This window comes from Tianweitania sp. (assembly GCF_032053605.1).
GTDB lineage: Bacteria > Pseudomonadota > Alphaproteobacteria > Rhizobiales > Rhizobiaceae > Tianweitania.
On the sequence record NZ_DAMBUH010000019.1, the window covers coordinates 1 to 15,253 of the forward strand.

Consider the following 15,253-nt stretch of genomic DNA (forward strand, 5'->3'; position numbering starts at 1 on the left):
CAGGACATGATGCAGCAGATGCAGCAAGCGCAGCAGGGCCAGGAAGGGCAAGACGGACAGGGACAGCCGGGCGGGCGTCAGCGCAGCGCCGATCGCGATCCATTGGGCCGCCCACGCGCCACCACCGGTCCGGACTTCGGCAATTCGGTCGAGGTGCCCGATGTCATCGACGCCCAGCGTGCGCGCCAGATCCTCGACGAAATCCGCCGCCGCCTCGGCAATGCGCTCAGCCCGCAGCTCGAACGCGATTATCTCGAGCGCCTGCTCGATCTTCGCTAAAAGACAAGCGCCTGCTCGACCTTCGTTAAAGGCCGAGCATTGTCCGCACGTCCTGCGGTGTCTTACCAGTGGCGCGCAGATCGGCCAGCGACGGACTGCCGGCGCTTTTGGAAAGCTTGCGCCCCTCGTCATCCAGCACCAGCCGGTGATGATGGTAGGTCGGTTCGGGCAGGCCAAGCAGCACCTGCAATAAGCGGTGCACTGATGTGGCATGGAACAGGTCGCGCCCGCGCACGACATGGGTGATCCCCTGCAAGGCATCGTCCACCACCACAGCAAGCGTGTAGCTCGCCGGAAACTCTTTTCGCGCTAGCACTACATCACCCCACGCAGCAGGATCAGCCGCAACTTGCCCGGTTTCGCTTGAAGGGCCTTCGCTGTTTTCCGTCCAGAACAAGGGCCGGCCAACCTGCTCCAGTGCCGCCTGCATGTCCAGCCGCCAGGCGAAAGGCTCGCCACTGTTCATGCGCGCCTGGCGGTCTGCCTCCGGCATTTGCCGCTCGTCGCCCGGATAGAGCGGAACCCCATCTGGATCACGCGGCCACGGCTCACCTGCTGCCTCGGCCTCCGCAATCAACCACCGAACCTCCCCGCGGCTGAGAAAGGCCGGATAGATCAGCCCCATCGCCTTCAGACGCTCCAACGCGCGTCCGTAATCGGCGAAGTGCTCGGACTGCCGCCGCACCGGCTCTTCCCACCGCAAGCCGAGCCAAAGGAGATCGTCATAAATGCCGGCCTCATTCTCTGGCGTGCAGCGGGTGAGGTCCGTGTTTTCAATGCGCAGCAGAAAGCGTCCGGCAACCTCCCGCGCCTCTTCTGCATTCAGGATCGCGGATAAGGCGTGGCCGAGATGCAGCCGCCCGGTCGGGCTTGGTGCAAAGCGGAAGGTGGGGCGGCTGGCAGGCGGCATGGCCGATTGCTAAGCTGCCTCGCCCGAGAAGAAAAGGCTGGCTGATGCGCCACATCGAAACGCTGGAGCATGTCACCGAGGATCTGAACGCACTGGTCGCCGCCGATCCGCGTCTGGCGCCTATTCGCGCGGCAGCCGGCGACATTCCACTGCGGCTCGTGCCGCCCGGTTTCGCCAGCCTGGCCGGCATCATCACCTCGCAACAAGTGTCGCGCGCCAGCGCCGATGCGATCTTTGCCCGCTTCCTGGCATTGGTCGATCCGCTGACGCCTAAAACCCTGCTGGCAGCACCCGAAAGCGTGTTTCGCGAAGCCGGCCAGTCGCGCGCCAAGCAGCGAACCTTGCTGGCACTGGCGCAAGCCTGCCTGGACGGTCGCGTCCAGCTCGACACGATGCGGGAGCGACCGGCGGAAGCGGCGATCGCGGACCTGACTGCCGTATCGGGAATCGGTCCATGGACGGCGGAAGTTTATCTGATGTTCTGCGCCGGCCATCCCGACATCTTTCCCGCGCATGATGTCACGCTGCAAACGGCGGTGGGGCAGGCGCTGAACATCGAGCCGCGGCCATCCGCCAAGGCGCTCTCAAGAATAGCGGACCTGTGGTCGCCCCATCGCTCCGTCGCGGCGCGATTGTTCTGGGCCTATTACGCGGTGATTCGTCGGCGGGATGCGCTTCCTTTGGGGTGAAAACCGGAAGTTCCCGCCCGAAAACCGGCGAAAGCATCCGAATTTTTCCGGCTTTTCCCGGTTTTTTCCCGCTTCACAGCCCTGTCACATCGGGCTTACACTATCGTGGTCAATCGACAGCTTTTCCCAAAGGGAGGTGCGTTAGTGACGATCGCGGTTTCCCCGGACGGGTTGCCAGCGCTGGTGCTCAATGCCGATTATCGGCCTCTGAGCTATTACCCTCTCTCGCTCTGGTCTTGGCAGGATGCGATCAAGGCGGTGTTCCTCGATCGGGTGAACATCGTTGCCGAATATGACCACGAAGTCTCCTCGCCATCCTTCTCGATGCGGCTGCCCAGCGTGGTGTGCCTCAAGAGCTATGTGAAGCCGTCGCGCCATCCCGCTTTTACGCGCTTCAACGTGTTCCTGCGCGATCGCTTCCAGTGCCAATATTGCGGCACGCATGACGATCTGACCTTTGATCACGTCATCCCGCGCCGTTGCGGCGGCACGACGACCTGGGAAAACATCGTCGCGGCCTGTTCTCCCTGCAACTTGAGGAAGGGCGGCATGATGGCGGCGGAGGCAAAGATGTTTCCGCAACAAAAGCCGTTTGCGCCAACCGTGCACGACCTCCATAACAACGGCCGGCTGTTTCCACCCAACTATCTGCACGAAAGCTGGATGGATTACCTTTACTGGGATGTCGAACTGGAGCCTTGAGCTGGCTTCAAGCGCGGCTGCGGGCGAATGCGCCGCGCAGCATGATGATGGCCAGGATCGCGGCGCAAACAGCCTGCCAGCCGGCGAAGGACAGGCCGAGCACCCGCAGCGCGGCCTTGTCGCAAGATGGCGGGATGACGGAATTCAGCGAATCCAGAACGCCGCCCGACGTGCCGGATGTCGCATCCACAGCCACGCCGCAATCGGTCGGGCCGGCCCACCATCCCCATTCCACGCCGGAATGGTAGACGCCGAGATACAGCGCCCAGATCATCAACAGCGCGCCCGCAAGGATCAGCAGCCGTGTCACCAAAGCCGGACCGCGCCGGAACGACAGGATCACGGCGAGCGCCATGATCGGCAGGCCGATATAATAGGGAATGCGCTGCTCGTAGCAGAGCTTGCAGGGGATGTAGCCACCGATCACCTGAAAGCCGACGGCACTGCCGACCGTCACCGCCATGCCCAAAAGACCCACAACGGAGAGCGTCTTCTGGGTGTGTCCAACCGGATCGTTCAGCGCCATGATCATCCTGCCTGTTGGGCGGACTGACACAGCCGCCTGCTCGTTCGCACCCGATTAGGCGCAAAGTTCAGGCCCGGCAATGATCTGCCGCATGGACAGCGCGTCAACAATCATCACCGTTTGCAGGAGTCGGTGATATTTTCTCGTGCTTGCAGGCTCTGGATGATCTGGCTTTTCTCAAAAAGCCGTCGTATAGGAACGCGGCCTTTCCCAAGCCGCTTGTCGCCTCGGGAATCTGCACCGTGCGGGTGTGGTGGAACTGGTAGACGCGCCGGACTCAAAATCCGGTTCCGCAAGGAGTGTCGGTTCGATTCCGACCACCCGCACCACTTTTCCCCGATTTATACAGTAGAAACAGTGGGTTAAGGAAATTCGTCCGTCCGTCACCCGCCATTCTGTCCACCCAGGATGTTTGTTGGCCTAAAGGCGATTATCCACAGCCACAAACGCTAAAAGCCGCCACCAGCCCGAAGGCCAGCAGCGGCTGATATGCGGGTGTCCGGTCAAAGTCTGACTGGCGGTCGTCGTTCAGGCGCAACCTTTTCTGGCACATCCGGGCTGACCCGAACGATCCGGCCTTGCATTTCTACTTCAATGCAAACGCCTTGTTCCTTCGCTATGATCGCCATCCGACGGAGATCTGCCTGTGATATGAGGGCGGTTCTGGTCATCATTCTCGAAAAGGTAAGGTTCCGCTTAAGCGCTTCCTTGCAGCATCATCCGCAACAGGGAAATAGAGCGAATGACGAGGAAACGGATGTTCAGCAAGTCTGAGATAATGGATGCCGCGCGGGCGGCTTCTGAAACCGGCCTGTCAGTGAAGTTGTGCCCGACAGGCGAAATCGTTTTCATGAGGAACGTAGAGGCAGATATGGCAAGGCCGAAATCGCCAGAGGATGTTTTGGCTAACTGGTTGAAGGACCGCCGATAGCCAGAAGCGAGCAGGTAATGACGACGCTACGCCGATAGCCTATTTCCGATATGGAAGCCTCGGAGCAGCTTTCTTACGCAGGGGCTTCGCCGCATCCTCAGCTTCTAGATCGACAGGTTAAGGCATCTGCTTACGACGCCAATCCTCAAATTTCTCGACGTTCTCTGTAAGGACACGAACCAGCTTACCGACGCGGAACGCTGTGACCTGGCCCGACTCAATGAGTTTATGGACATGTCCCACCGAACAGCCCCACCGTTCCGCGAGCTTAGCTGGAGAGTAGACGTGCGGCCGATCCTTTTCGGCCATTCCGTTGGAACTGCCTTGACCAAGCGTTCGGCTCGTTTGATCCGTAACACCTTCGGGAAGGCGTATGAACGCCGCCTCTAGCTCGATCCTGCTCCAAATGTCGCGATCGCCGAGACGTTTTGGCAGCGGCATTCGTCCGGCGGACACGAGCTGCATGAACAACGGAACGTCTACCCCGACATAGCGGGCTGCTTCATCACGGGAAAGGCCGAGCGGCGCATACGGGAACACATCACGATCATAGCTCATGTTGCTTCCTCTCATCGGCGAGGTGTACTTTTCACCCAACGCTTAGATGCTTCTTCCAGTCACGAACCCAGGCTTAGAACAAAGACATGGCCCGAACTTTCTCCCGTAAGGAGTTTTACGAGCTTGTTTGGTCGAAGCCGATGACACAGCTTTCCAAAGAGTTCCTGATCTCCGACGTTGCGCTTCATAAGATCTGTAAGAAGAATGATATCCCCAATCCTCCGCTGGGTTGGTGGGCGAAGAAAGCTGCCGGAAAGCCTGTTGTGCAAACCCCGCTTGCTCCCGGCCAGAGCAGTTCCGACACAATCGTAATTGTTGGAGCTGACAATCAACGCACTACGCCCCTGATTGCAGCGGCGCGCGAACAAGCACGCATCTTAGCATCTCAGGCTAGCGAAGCGGCAGCAGGACTTTCAGATCCAGTCGTAGATGCTACCATCACGAGACTGCGGCAGGGCAAACCCGAGGAAAGCGGCCTTGTGACATGCAGTGGCAAGGGGTTGATAAGCTGCGCTGTTGCTCCCGCCTCTATAGACCGTTTGCACGAGGCTCTACCCCGCATCGTTGCAGCGGCGGCTCAGCAGGGTTTCAAACTGAACGAAACGGCGAAGCCGGTGCACTTTTTAGGTGTAGATGCAACTGTCAGCTTCTCTATCAATGAGGAAGTTAAGCGAGAAGATCACGTTCTAACTGAAGCTGAACAGGCAAAGGATGATGCCTGGCAAGCCAAACTTGAGAAGGCAAGAAAGAAAGGCGATTGGTCGTATGTGCTTGGCAGGCCAGTCTTTCAAAAGTGGGATTATCACCCAAGCGGCGTTCTCTCTTTCGAACTTGAACATGTCTACGTCCGCGAAGGGGCAGCACCTAGGCGAACTTTTCGGGACGCCAAAACGCAGAGACTGGAGACCATGGCGCCGGAGATTGCCGTTGGCCTAGCCGTCCTAGCTGCAGCGAAGAAGGATAAACAAGAGAAAGCTCAGGAAACGGAGAGGCGCCGAAAGAAAGATCAGCAGGAGAAGGAAGAGGCGGCGCGGCTGGAGTATGTCACCAAACGACGCTCCGAAGCGCTAAATAGCATCTTGGAGGACCTGCATGAACTTGATCGACTGAAGCAGTTGCTAAGCACGCTGCAGAAGCAAATCGGCTCATCTGGTACGCGCGTCGCTGCCTTTATGCAGTTTGCTGAGCGATACGTCTTGTCCAGAGAAGAGGAACTTTCCGCTGAAGGCCTCGAGTTGAGGTTTGAAGATGAGGAGATTTTCGGAGATGCGGACGACCGAGATTTTAGCTTGCGCAGGTGGTACTAGTTAACCGGGCTCGATGAGCCGACTTCTTAAAACGCTTGCTCGGTCTTGCAGCTGGTAGCCGAGATGGTCAGCGTTTTGGCGGCAGTTTTGACTGAGGGTGTCGCAGCCAAAGCTCTGGTAGTCCGTCGCGATAGCCGACCGGGCGATGATCCGGGTGAGCGTGGATCGCGAGCTTCTTGCCCGTCCGGCCTTGATTGCGGCACTTGGTGCAGAAGAAGTGAGGAAGGAGGCTCCTGCCGTCAATGGGGAAATTCCATCCCAACACAGCCGCGGTCTTCGCATAGTCGACAGCGATCGAGTGCCCACAGCCGTACGTCTCGCAGTAGATGAAATGGGTGTCGTAGGCTTGCCAGGCGTCTCGCAGGGTCTTCACTGGCCGGATCGGTCGAGCAACCCATCCTTTTCCGTTGTGGTGCAACACCGACAGAGCGGGGTCTAGAGAACCGGACTCCAGCAACATAAGCTTCTGTGGCGGCGGCACGCATTCTTCGCAGGCGATCTGGAGCCTGAGCGGATCGCGTCCGGCGCCGTAGATGTTGGCGAGGCTGGCCGTCTGGTAGTACCGCTGGCGGCGGCAGCTCGTGCACTCCACTCGCAGCACCATCTGGTGCCGGAGAGCTTTGCCGAGGGTGTCGATCGCCTGCGTCATAGCAGAACGAACTAGGAACATGTTTCCGAGTCGGCAAGACGGTTTCTGCACTTGTTGCCAAGCTGTGACAGCTCGGGCACCATCCGCTCATGTGCAACCTCTACAGCATCACCAAAGGCCCGCCGGCCATTCTCGAATTCACGCGGGCGATGCGTGCCGACGTCGGCAATCTCGAACCTGGGAAAGTGTTTCCCGACTATCCGGCGCCGATCGTGCGAACCGGCACCGACGGTGAACGCGAGCTTGTCCGTGCCCGCTGGGGCATGCCGTCTTCACAGAAGGCGCTCATGGACGCTGCAAGCAAGCGCGCTGACAAGCTCCGCGGCAAGGGCAAGGATGTCGATTTCGCGGCTTTGCTGAAGATGGAGCCGGACGCGGGCACCACCAATGTCCGCAACCTGTCATCGGCGCACTGGAAGCGATGGCTTGACCCGGAAAGCCGCTGCCTGGTGCCGGCGACATCCTTCTCCGAATACGGACCGATGCCCGATCCGGTCACCAACAAGAAGCCCCTGCATTGGTTTGCTATCGATGAAAGCGAGCCCTTATTCGTTTTCGCCGGGATCTGGACTCCGTGGACCGGAGTGCGCCGCGCTAAGGAAGGCGAGATCACCACCAACATCTTTGCCTTCCTCACGACAGAGCCAAACAGCGTCGTCGCGCCAATCCATCCGAAGGCTATGCCGGTGATCCTCACGAACGCTGAGGAGATTGAGGTGTGGATGCGCGCGCCATGGAGCGAAGCCAAAGCTCTGCAACGGCCGCTGGCTGACGATAGGCTCCAGATCGTGCTTGGTCCCACGGCAGATATCGCCTGATTGGATCACCACCGCGCCTCGCCGGCTGCCAGCCGGTGCACCATCATGAACACCGTGGTCATCACGATTGAGGATCAGCATGTCATCTGAAGCCAAGCTTCCAAAACTGATTGTCGTTACGGCATTCGACCGCGACGACGAAGGCGAGCTGCAGACTGTGTTCGGCCCTATCGATCAGCAGAGCGAGGAAAGGGCGGTTCGAATTGCTAAGGGTCTCGCCGACAAGCACGCAGGCGTCATTGCCTGGTCGCGCGTGGCTGATGTGGCACTTGGGGAGTATGGCGAGCCGACGGTGCTCTTCACGGCCGGCGCCGTGCCGGATATGGAGTAAGCATGCCACTTCCCAGAATACGGACGATCAGCCGTCAATTTGTCCGCATCGCCCTTGGCGCCATGGTTATGACGGTTTCGAATCCCGCGTCCGCCGCAGATCCTATCGTCGGCCGCGCCTCTGTTGTCGATGGCGATACGATTGACATCGGAACGGTGCGCGTTCGCTTCCATGGCATCGACGCTCCCGAAAGTTGGCAGCGGTGCAAGGACGTTGGCGGACGGGATTACCGGTGCGGCTCGGAGGCGGCTTCTGCTCTGGACGCTTGGCTTGCTAAGTCCCGGCCGACGCGGTGCGAGTTCGTGAACTGGAACCGCGAGCGCATGGTTGGCAAATGCTTCCGTGCCGACGGTGCGTCGGTAGCTTCATGGCTGGTGAAGAACGGGTATGCACTGGACTGGCCTCGCTACAGCAAGGGCGCCTACGCATCCGAACAAGCGGCAGCGAAGCAAGCTCGTGCCGGTGTCTGGCAGGGCGACTTTACCGTCCCATGGGAAGCAAGACAGGCGCGTCGTTCGCGATGACGCAACAGCTTTCCGCGTTCGTTTCTGAATTGAAGAAATCAGCAAGTGACATAAACCTTCTGACGAAGGACGAGCGCGCCGGCTTGATGCAGCGCGCGGCCAACACGATCCGTGACCTTCGCGAGCAGACCAGCATCCTCGGCCCGGTGCCAGCCAATGACAACAGCGATGATCCCTTGGACGTGGTGACAGAGCTGCGTGAGATGGCGAGGCTGGTGTTCGCCTTCAAACCGGAGGAGATCGCGGAGCGGCTGACGAATGCGGCCGAGATCATCGCGATCGGACAGCGGCTTCTTGATGAACGAGCATCCAGGCAGGCGCGATGAAACGTCCAAGCACATCACGCGTGAAGGTCGTAACGCTCAACGAGGATATGGCGCGCGTAGTGGAGCAGACCGCTGCCGAGATGGGCATGACCGAAGAGGAAGCGATCGCGGCGATCATCAGCGATTGGGCAGAGAACCAAGGCTTGATCGTCGACTATGGCCTTGAAGAGGACACGCCAACCCTCGGACAAGCGTGATGGAGTTTGCGAACCTGATCGGGATCAAGGACGAGGTTTTAGGGGGCGAAGGATGACGCTTCGTTTTCTCTTTGCGGATGAGGCCGGAGATTTCGAGTTCCGTACCGGTCCGAACATCAGCAAGTATTTCATCGTCTGCACCATGACAGTCGACGACTGTACGATCGGAAACGACCTACTCGATCTCCGCCGGAAGCTTGCTTGGGAGGGCTTGCCCGTAGCGTCTTATTTCCATGCAACTACTGACAAAACGGTTGTTCGCGAGCGGGTATACGATCTCATTTTAGGGGGCGACTACAAATTTCGCATTCAGGCCACGATCATGGAAAAGAGGAAGGCCCTTCCCCGCATCCGCCCTACGCAGGAGCGCTTCTTTCAATACGGCTGGTTTTACCACTTCAAGAACGCGCTGCTTCCGCTTCTACCGAAGGGCGATGAACTGCTAATCACCACAGCGTCGATAGGCACGAAGAAGGGGCAGGCCGTTTACACAAGTGCTGTAAACGATGTCGTAAGCCAGCATCTGGCGCGGGACCGCTGGAAAACCTTTTTCCCAAAGAGCGAAGCAGACCCATGCCTGCAGATCGTGGACTACTGCACCTGGGCAATTCAAAGAAAGTGGGAGCGCGGACAGACCGAAGCCTATGATCGAATCGCCCCCTATATCGAATATGAGTTCGATCTTTGGAGATATGGCACGAAGTACCACTACTAAGAGTGGTGCCCGCGATAGTCCGACTATCCTCACAGAAGCGCCCAGGGGCTCTTATCATCGGTCGCGAGCAACACTCATATAGCGCGACTTGACTCCAATTCCCATGAAAATCTGATTGTCAAGTTTATGAGGCTGTGGACACCCGCAATTCACACGCAAGCCTCGCTCATCCGGCGGGCTCTTCTGTGCCTGCCGAGCTAGAACGTTGCGCGCCAAGTCTTGCCTGGGCCTTCGCTAAGGCGGCCTGGACCTGAGACACAGCCAGCTCGATTTCTTCGGTGTGTCTCTTTGGATCATCCCTGACGGCATGCGCATTCTGCAAAGCTTCAGCTATCGCCTCCATGACCTCATCTTCCTCGATGTAAGCAGCCACGTTTTCTGCCGCGTCTAGTGCGCTGACGATCGACTCTACGATCTCAACCCGAACTGTTGCCTTGTCTGGCTTTGTTGACATTCTTCCTCTCCTTTATCGCCGCCAAGGGCGGCTCGGTCACCTCCGACGCGGCTTCTTCCGCGTCCCTGCGATCGCACCAGCTATCTTGCCGATCCCGATCTGCTCATACTTATCCATCTGGCTGTAAGAACGGTTAGCCGCCTTTGCTGCCTCTCCTCGTGCCATGTCTATTGCGGTAAGCAAATCCTCCTCCCCAGCATAAGCAGACATGGACCGAGCAGTTTGCAGTAATCTCAAAATATCTTTGAAGAACTCTTTGCGCAGACCGAGAGCCTGCTTAACCGCCTTCATAATGACCTCCCTTGAAGGAGGTCATACTTAGATCGTACAGCAAACAACTAACAGTTCGACTAAAGTTGTACGAACCTCGAAATCCACAGGTTGCAGGCATTTGCTCAAGGAATGGCTTCGGCCTAGTTCTTACTTTGACAACGGTCCTGCGTCGTCAGTGGCAGCCGGACTAGCAAGGTAGAGCAACTGAGAGCCGCCAAGGTGCACTCATGGCAGCTCCCTGAATGTGGCAGGCCGATTAGGCAGCCAGTGACATATCCAAACGAACACCGCCAACGATTTCCACGTCGACACTCTGATGGTTTTCCAAGCTCTCAGAAAACAGCACCAAAGCGTGCTCGCGAGACATACCTTGTTCCAGCATGCTCTGCCAGTAAGCAACACCGGCCGCTTCACCATCGCGGTCAAGCACGTTCTGGTAGAGCAGATCCACCAAGTCAGCATTGGACATCTGCTGCACGTTGCCGAACCGTGCCGTGAACTCTTCCGAAAAGAGGAAGTCCTTAGCTGTTGCGATCAGGTCGCGTTCACCTTCATCTCTCATTCCAACCCAGAACGAAAGTCCCGCCAAATCAGGGTCGCGATCGAAGGCTGCTTCATAAAGACGGTAGATTTGCCTCGCAGGTTCATCGAATGCGAGGATCGTATCGACAAACTGAAGTCGTTCGATGCCTTCCAGGCTGTCTTTTCCGCTTGAGCTGATGACGCTGATTGGCAGGCCGTCTGAGCCGACCTCGATCTGGTAAGATGATTTCGGCAAGGAGAAGACGACACGATCAAGGTCATTTCCGCCGATGAAGCGTTGCGGTCCGGGAGCGTCTTCGAACACGTTGCGTTCCACCGGGTCGCCGCTGACTGGGGTAGGGTCCGGCTGCGGCTGAGGGTTGCTCGGACGTACGGTGTTGATCGTGTAGCTCGGGCCTGTGAGTAAGCCGACGCCCTGCATTCCTCCCACATCTGCAATTCCGGTGAGGTCGAGCAAGACAATTTGCGACGCCAAAACCTGATTGTCGGTTGGTGTAAACTCGGTGGTCCAAATCCGATCGTCCGAGCTGGTGAACGCACCGAGCGTCCCGCCGGGCATGGTCACGTCACCCGCTGTGAGACCGGTTACCATCTCGCTGAAGGTAATTGTCAGAACCGCAGTCTCACCCGATGTGAGCGAGAGGTCGGACAACGCGATAGTGGCTGTCGGAGCCACTGGTGAAGCAGTAACAACCGTCGCGCTGTTGGAGGCCGAAGCTGTCCCATCGCTTGCCGAAAGCGTAAAGGTCGTTGCAATCGGCGCGCCGCTGCTTTGGTTTTCGGTGGGCGTAAAAACAAGGGCACGGAGTGCCGCCTGTACCGCCGCAGCGCTCCCGCTCAGGGTGTAGTTGCCGGCGGAGCCTCCGAGGGCTGAGTGGCCGCTGAGTGTCCCGTTTGCAGATACATAGGAAATGCTAAGGGTGATCGCATCTCCATCAGCCTCAGTGAGGGTGACACCAGCAAAAGGAGTTGTAGTAGCGCGATCGTTTATGACAGGTGCGGCAAACGCCCCGCCTAGAATTGGTGCACTGTTGACGCTGACGGAGAACGTGTGGGCCGATGCATCAGAAGCAACCGCGTTCCCAGCATTATCTTTGACTGAAGCATTGATGGCTACAGTGTAGTTGCCAGCATCAAGGGGATCCCACGAGCCCCCCGGTGCAGCGACGGTGTAGGTAACCATATCTCCGCTGACAGAGTACCCCGTAATGCTGAGTGCAGCACCGTCAGGTCCGGTTACGCTGAGATTGTCCGTTCCAATGGTGGATGAGTCGATGCCTGCGACAGAATCGGCATACGTCACGTCAATGGTGAAGCTACTTCCGGTCGGATCCACCATGTTGGCTCGCAATGGCGTACCGGCTGTGGGAGCATCAGTGTCCAACACGTATGCACGAGTAAATGCTGTTCCAGCGTTGCCGGCCGCATCTACAACGCGTACCTGTATTGTACCATTGCCGCTAAGATGCACGCCCGCAGCCGACCATCCATTCGCACCAACAGTTGCGTTAGCGAATAACCAGCTGGACCCGTTATCTAGAGATATTTCGACGTGCTCATCAGCAGCTAAGGCCGTAGTTAGCGTTCCCGACAGCGTTTCACTGGGCGAATTGAAGATGAAGTCGCCGTTGGTATCATTGCTAAAATGAGCCGTGCTTACTGACACCGTGGGGGCAGTCTGATCGACTTCGTAGGACTTTGATGTGGCTGCGCCGACGTTACCGAGCTGATCTTCCACGCGAAGCTGAATTGTCCCACTGGAAGCCAGCATAACGCCTGACCATCCTAGCGAGGTTCCGCTTACGCGGGACGTGATGTCTGTCCATGAAGCACCGCCATCGAGTGAGCCGAAAACTCTGTCACCTGCAGCTATGGCAGAGCTAAGGGTCGCGCTGATGGTTTGTGAAGCAACGTTGGTAATGAAGTCAGTTGAACTGATGCCGCTGTCGGCGGAAAGAGTGATGTTGCTGAAGGTCGTAGTCGGCGCGGTGTGGTCAAATGTGTAGACCTGCCCACTCTCGAACCCGGCTGTTGAATTTCCACCGGCATCGGTGATGCCGGTACCGAGGCCCTTCAGATCCAGGCGCAGCGTCCCCTCGCCGCCAATGTTCCTTACTGTAACAGTATAGCTAGAGCCGCTGCCGCTGACTGAAACAATGTCTCCCTCGGTAGTGCCGGTCCTCGACAGTTGGAAATCGTTTATGTCAACACCGGAGACATTGCTGTCGAAGGTGACTGTGTACTGGACACTCGTGGCACTTGTTAGAGCGGTTCCAACCCGAGTGATTGACGACACAGCTGGCGCCAATGTGTCGAAAGTCAGAGATGGCGTCGCGCCGGCACCGCCGGGGTTGCCTGCTACATCGGTGTAGGAGCCGGCAGCAACGGTGATGCTGGCTGTTCCGTTGTTGGTGTTGGCATTGGGCGTGAAGGTGGCAGTGCGGATCGTGCCGGAGCTGGACATGGCATCCAGTATACCTCCGCTGACATTCACGTCGCCAGCGCTGCCATTCCAAGTGAAACCTGAGCCAGGATCCTCGCTGAAGGTGAAGGTGATGGTGGCTGTCTCTCCCGCCTTGAGCGTCGAACGGCTGCTGGTAATCGCCAGAACAGGGGGGGTGCGGTCAAGTGTGAATTGAAGACCATCGCTTCGGGGACTTGTTAAATCTCCAACGCTTGAGGTGACCTGAGAGTAGACATTGTAGCTGCCATCGTTGAGGCCTGACACGTCAAGGTTGCTCACGTTCCAGGCGCCATTGTTGACCGTTGCCGTGCGGCTGACGTCTGAGCCTGCGTCGTAGACGCCGTTGCCGTTTCTATCAACGAACACATTGACCGTGCTGCTACTGTCACCAGCCGCGGTAGTGCCACTGAGGGTCAGATTGCTAGCAGCGGTGAGATTGTCGGTGCTAGAGATGCCGGTGTCAGAAGCAGCAGAAAGATCAGGCGCACCTGGCTTCGAGGGGGCAACGTTGACGGTGAAAGTGCGCATGGTTGTAATGCCGCCGTCGCTAACCTGAACGGCGAAGGTATCAGTGCCGGCGAAACCAGCAGCCGGCGTGTAAGTTATAGATCCGCCTGGTGTGATATCGCTGCCACCACTGCTTCCCGTCGCTCCGCTGAAGGACAAGGTTCCGTGTGTGGGAGCGCTGGACGGCGACCATGTGAGCGTCTGTCCGACATCGATATCACTTACGTGCAGCAGGCTTCTAACGTCGACCGCCAACCCATTCTGATTGACATTTATGGGTGAGTTCGAACTGTTAAATGTCGGAGCGTCATTGACCGAAGTCGCGATTACAGTGGTGGTGTTGTTGGTATTCGTCACGGCGCCATCGTTGAGGCTGATCGTAAAGGTCGTTGTTTCCGTTGAACCCGGTGCAACGCGATTGTCGCTGGGGTTATATACCAAGGCCCTTATAGCCGCCTGAATGGCCGCTGGAGATCTAGACGCATGAGTATACGTCAGACCGCCATCAATCGTTGAAAAGCCAGAGGCTGCCAAGGAAGAGGCCGTAAACATCCCTTTAGCGGCTGAATCGAGTGCGATAGTCACACTTACCGACGCACTGTTATCCGGATCTTCGACAACAACGCTCGTAAATGGCAGAATGTTCGCCGTGTCGTATACAGCCTGATTGGAGACAGTGCCGCTTAGAGTTGGCATCGCATCATTTCCCCCGCCTTGTAGAACAATCTCTTTCTCTAGAACCGGATCAAAAGCAACCTTTGGTTGATGGAATAATTCGGTACAACTGTAAGCTTCCGCTTCGTGGCTTGCGAGTGAATGGGTGGCTGATGTTCGTCGTCCTGTGAGGCGGGCTGTAGCTCGTGGCAGCCCAGAAACGCCGAGGGCAGTTTCGCCTATCGCCTTAATGCGGCTAGTTTATACAGGTCCCAACGAAAGCAAGCCGCTGTTCGTGTTCGCTGGTATCTGGATATCCTGGACGGGCGTACGCCGCACCAAGGAGAGCGAAGTCACCGGGGACATGTTTGCGTTTCTCACTACCGAGCCGCACAGCGTCTTCGCACCGATCCATCCCAAAGTCATGCCAGTGATCCTGACGAATGCCGAGGAGATCGAAGTCTGGATGCGGAACGGGCGTAGATGCGGAGGCAGGAGCGCTTACAATCGACCTGGTGGAAGGAGCCCAGTTTGCTACCGGTAAGGGAACTCAGCTCTTCGACTTCCGCCAACCAGCGGCACGCGCCTCAGCCTCACTGCAGAACCAGCGCTCGCCGTATGACGGATTGATCATAGTCTGCTGGTAGTACTTCTGGCCGGGCACATGGAAGATGCGCTCGCCGGTCTCGATGCTGACGTTGCCCTTGACCTTGCAGTCCATGCGCTGGACCGCTGTCGAGATCAGGCCGTGCTCATGAACGTGTGAGGCAATGGCGCCTCCGCCGGCCGCGGCCACAAGCAGCCCGGCCACAGGCCAAGTCACGAACGGCTTGCTAGACTGCTTCTTGCTTCGCATGAGCAGATCATACGCATGCGGTTTGAAGAACGCCTTCAAT

The 15,253-nt window shown here is 57.9% G+C and carries 18 protein-coding genes, 1 tRNA gene and 1 pseudogene; 12 read left to right on the forward strand and 8 right to left on the reverse strand.

The window, feature by feature from the left end; all coding sequences use genetic code 11:
- Positions 1-279 (forward strand): DUF4175 family protein (locus RTX98_RS06770; RefSeq protein ID WP_312795500.1); only part of this gene is annotated, 279 nt, incomplete at its 5' end.
- 25 nt (positions 280-304) lie between these two features.
- On the opposite strand, the gene gluQRS is transcribed toward RTX98_RS06770, so the two are convergent.
- Entirely contained in the window at positions 305-1,189 is an 885-nt protein-coding gene (gene gluQRS, locus RTX98_RS06775; RefSeq protein ID WP_312795502.1) for a tRNA glutamyl-Q(34) synthetase GluQRS, read from the reverse strand.
- 44 nt (positions 1,190-1,233) lie between these two features.
- On the opposite strand from gluQRS, the gene RTX98_RS06780 reads away from it, so the two are divergent.
- Together RTX98_RS06780 and RTX98_RS06785 are read left to right on the forward strand one after the other, a co-directional pair.
- The gene (locus RTX98_RS06780) at positions 1,234-1,878 is read left to right on the forward strand and encodes a DNA-3-methyladenine glycosylase (protein ID WP_312795504.1); all 645 of its coding nucleotides are present in this window, start codon (positions 1,234-1,236) and stop codon (positions 1,876-1,878) included.
- A gap of 144 nt (positions 1,879-2,022) precedes the next feature.
- Positions 2,023-2,580 (forward strand): HNH endonuclease, encoded by a 558-nt coding sequence (locus RTX98_RS06785; RefSeq protein WP_189505244.1) that lies wholly within the window; start codon positions 2,023-2,025, stop codon positions 2,578-2,580.
- 7 nt (positions 2,581-2,587) lie between these two features.
- On the opposite strand, the gene RTX98_RS06790 is transcribed toward RTX98_RS06785, so the two are convergent.
- Entirely contained in the window at positions 2,588-3,112 is a 525-nt protein-coding gene (locus RTX98_RS06790) for a disulfide bond formation protein B (protein ID WP_416223074.1), read from the reverse strand.
- A gap of 238 nt (positions 3,113-3,350) precedes the next feature.
- Between RTX98_RS06790 and RTX98_RS06795 the strand changes: the two genes are divergently transcribed.
- Positions 3,351-3,435 (forward strand) — tRNA-Leu (locus RTX98_RS06795).
- 719 nt (positions 3,436-4,154) lie between these two features.
- Here RTX98_RS06795 and RTX98_RS06800 read toward each other — a convergent pair.
- On the reverse strand, positions 4,155-4,595 hold the full coding sequence (locus RTX98_RS06800) for a helix-turn-helix domain-containing protein (RefSeq protein WP_312795512.1): 441 nt from the start codon (positions 4,593-4,595) through the stop codon (positions 4,155-4,157).
- 86 nt (positions 4,596-4,681) lie between these two features.
- On the opposite strand from RTX98_RS06800, the gene RTX98_RS06805 reads away from it, so the two are divergent.
- Positions 4,682-5,902, forward strand: coding sequence for a hypothetical protein (locus RTX98_RS06805; RefSeq protein ID WP_312795514.1), 1,221 nt, complete (start codon positions 4,682-4,684; stop codon positions 5,900-5,902).
- A gap of 67 nt (positions 5,903-5,969) precedes the next feature.
- Here RTX98_RS06805 and RTX98_RS06810 read toward each other — a convergent pair whose 3' ends face one another.
- Positions 5,970-6,551 (reverse strand): hypothetical protein, encoded by a 582-nt coding sequence (locus RTX98_RS06810; RefSeq protein WP_312795516.1) that lies wholly within the window; start codon positions 6,549-6,551, stop codon positions 5,970-5,972.
- Positions 6,552-6,640: 89 nt separating this feature from the next.
- Here RTX98_RS06810 and RTX98_RS06815 point away from each other — a divergent pair, with 89 nt between their 5' ends.
- The 6 genes from RTX98_RS06815 (at position 6,641) to RTX98_RS06840 (ending at position 9,462) form a co-directional block, all read left to right on the forward strand.
- Complete coding sequence (locus RTX98_RS06815) at positions 6,641-7,369, forward strand: SOS response-associated peptidase (protein ID WP_312795518.1); 729 nt, start codon at positions 6,641-6,643, stop codon at positions 7,367-7,369.
- A gap of 79 nt (positions 7,370-7,448) precedes the next feature.
- Positions 7,449-7,700 carry a hypothetical protein gene (locus RTX98_RS06820; RefSeq protein ID WP_312795520.1) on the forward strand — a complete coding sequence of 84 codons (252 nt, stop codon included), beginning with the start codon at positions 7,449-7,451 and terminating at the stop codon, positions 7,698-7,700.
- Between the two features lie 62 nt (positions 7,701-7,762).
- Positions 7,763-8,224 carry a thermonuclease family protein gene (locus tag RTX98_RS06825; RefSeq protein WP_416223075.1) on the forward strand — a complete coding sequence of 154 codons (462 nt, stop codon included), beginning with the start codon at positions 7,763-7,765 and terminating at the stop codon, positions 8,222-8,224.
- Positions 8,221-8,550: a hypothetical protein gene (locus RTX98_RS06830; protein WP_312795522.1), complete on the forward strand. Its 330-nt coding sequence runs from the start codon at positions 8,221-8,223 to the stop codon at positions 8,548-8,550. Before RTX98_RS06825 ends, RTX98_RS06830 begins: the two co-directional genes overlap by 4 nt.
- Positions 8,547-8,747, forward strand: coding sequence for a hypothetical protein (locus RTX98_RS06835; RefSeq protein WP_312795523.1), 201 nt, complete (start codon positions 8,547-8,549; stop codon positions 8,745-8,747). Before RTX98_RS06830 ends, RTX98_RS06835 begins: the two co-directional genes overlap by 4 nt.
- A 52-nt stretch (positions 8,748-8,799) precedes the next feature.
- On the forward strand, positions 8,800-9,462 hold the full coding sequence (locus RTX98_RS06840; protein ID WP_312795524.1) for a DUF3800 domain-containing protein: 663 nt from the start codon (positions 8,800-8,802) through the stop codon (positions 9,460-9,462).
- A gap of 166 nt (positions 9,463-9,628) precedes the next feature.
- On the opposite strand, the gene RTX98_RS06845 is transcribed toward RTX98_RS06840, so the two are convergent.
- The 3 genes from RTX98_RS06845 to RTX98_RS06855 all read right to left on the reverse strand — a co-directional run bounded on the left by RTX98_RS06845 (position 9,629) and on the right by RTX98_RS06855 (position 14,399).
- Positions 9,629-9,916, reverse strand: coding sequence for a hypothetical protein (locus RTX98_RS06845; RefSeq protein ID WP_312795526.1), 288 nt, complete (start codon positions 9,914-9,916; stop codon positions 9,629-9,631).
- Between the two features lie 36 nt (positions 9,917-9,952).
- Positions 9,953-10,207: a hypothetical protein gene (locus RTX98_RS06850; RefSeq protein WP_312795527.1), complete on the reverse strand. Its 255-nt coding sequence runs from the start codon at positions 10,205-10,207 to the stop codon at positions 9,953-9,955.
- Between the two features lie 238 nt (positions 10,208-10,445).
- On the reverse strand, positions 10,446-14,399 hold the full coding sequence (locus RTX98_RS06855) for an Ig-like domain-containing protein (RefSeq protein ID WP_312795528.1): 3,954 nt from the start codon (positions 14,397-14,399) through the stop codon (positions 10,446-10,448).
- 232 nt (positions 14,400-14,631) lie between these two features.
- Here RTX98_RS06855 and RTX98_RS06860 point away from each other — a divergent pair.
- Positions 14,632-14,829: pseudogene (locus RTX98_RS06860) on the forward strand (SOS response-associated peptidase family protein); the annotation flags it as partial.
- A gap of 78 nt (positions 14,830-14,907) precedes the next feature.
- On the opposite strand, the gene RTX98_RS06865 reads toward RTX98_RS06860, so the two are convergent.
- Entirely contained in the window at positions 14,908-15,213 is a 306-nt protein-coding gene (locus RTX98_RS06865; protein ID WP_416223073.1) for a succinoglycan biosynthesis protein exoi, read from the reverse strand.
- Positions 15,214-15,253 lie beyond the last annotated feature (40 nt).

What these genes read in the sequence shown, in the direction of transcription:
- RTX98_RS06780 (WP_312795504.1), top strand. Translation starts at nt 1,234, where the DNA reads ATGCGCCACATCGAAACGCTGGAGCATGTCACCGAGGATCTGAACGCA.
- RTX98_RS06835 (WP_312795523.1), top strand. Translation starts at nt 8,547, where the DNA reads ATGAAACGTCCAAGCACATCACGCGTGAAGGTCGTAACGCTCAACGAG.
- RTX98_RS06850 (WP_312795527.1), bottom strand. Translation starts at nt 10,207, where the DNA reads ATGAAGGCGGTTAAGCAGGCTCTCGGTCTGCGCAAAGAGTTCTTCAAA.
- RTX98_RS06805 (WP_312795514.1), top strand. Translation starts at nt 4,682, where the DNA reads ATGGCCCGAACTTTCTCCCGTAAGGAGTTTTACGAGCTTGTTTGGTCG.
- RTX98_RS06825 (WP_416223075.1), top strand. Translation starts at nt 7,763, where the DNA reads ATGGTTATGACGGTTTCGAATCCCGCGTCCGCCGCAGATCCTATCGTC.
- RTX98_RS06830 (WP_312795522.1), top strand. Translation starts at nt 8,221, where the DNA reads ATGACGCAACAGCTTTCCGCGTTCGTTTCTGAATTGAAGAAATCAGCA.
- RTX98_RS06790 (WP_416223074.1), bottom strand. Translation starts at nt 3,112, where the DNA reads ATGATCATGGCGCTGAACGATCCGGTTGGACACACCCAGAAGACGCTC.
- RTX98_RS06845 (WP_312795526.1), bottom strand. Translation starts at nt 9,916, where the DNA reads ATGTCAACAAAGCCAGACAAGGCAACAGTTCGGGTTGAGATCGTAGAG.
- RTX98_RS06855 (WP_312795528.1), bottom strand. Translation starts at nt 14,399, where the DNA reads ATGCCAACTCTAAGCGGCACTGTCTCCAATCAGGCTGTATACGACACG.
- RTX98_RS06865 (WP_416223073.1), bottom strand. Translation starts at nt 15,213, where the DNA reads ATGCGAAGCAAGAAGCAGTCTAGCAAGCCGTTCGTGACTTGGCCTGTG.
- RTX98_RS06840 (WP_312795524.1), top strand. Translation starts at nt 8,800, where the DNA reads ATGACGCTTCGTTTTCTCTTTGCGGATGAGGCCGGAGATTTCGAGTTC.
- RTX98_RS06800 (WP_312795512.1), bottom strand. Translation starts at nt 4,595, where the DNA reads ATGAGCTATGATCGTGATGTGTTCCCGTATGCGCCGCTCGGCCTTTCC.
- RTX98_RS06820 (WP_312795520.1), top strand. Translation starts at nt 7,449, where the DNA reads ATGTCATCTGAAGCCAAGCTTCCAAAACTGATTGTCGTTACGGCATTC.
- RTX98_RS06810 (WP_312795516.1), bottom strand. Translation starts at nt 6,551, where the DNA reads ATGACGCAGGCGATCGACACCCTCGGCAAAGCTCTCCGGCACCAGATG.
- gluQRS (WP_312795502.1), bottom strand. Translation starts at nt 1,189, where the DNA reads ATGCCGCCTGCCAGCCGCCCCACCTTCCGCTTTGCACCAAGCCCGACC.
- RTX98_RS06815 (WP_312795518.1), top strand. Translation starts at nt 6,641, where the DNA reads ATGTGCAACCTCTACAGCATCACCAAAGGCCCGCCGGCCATTCTCGAA.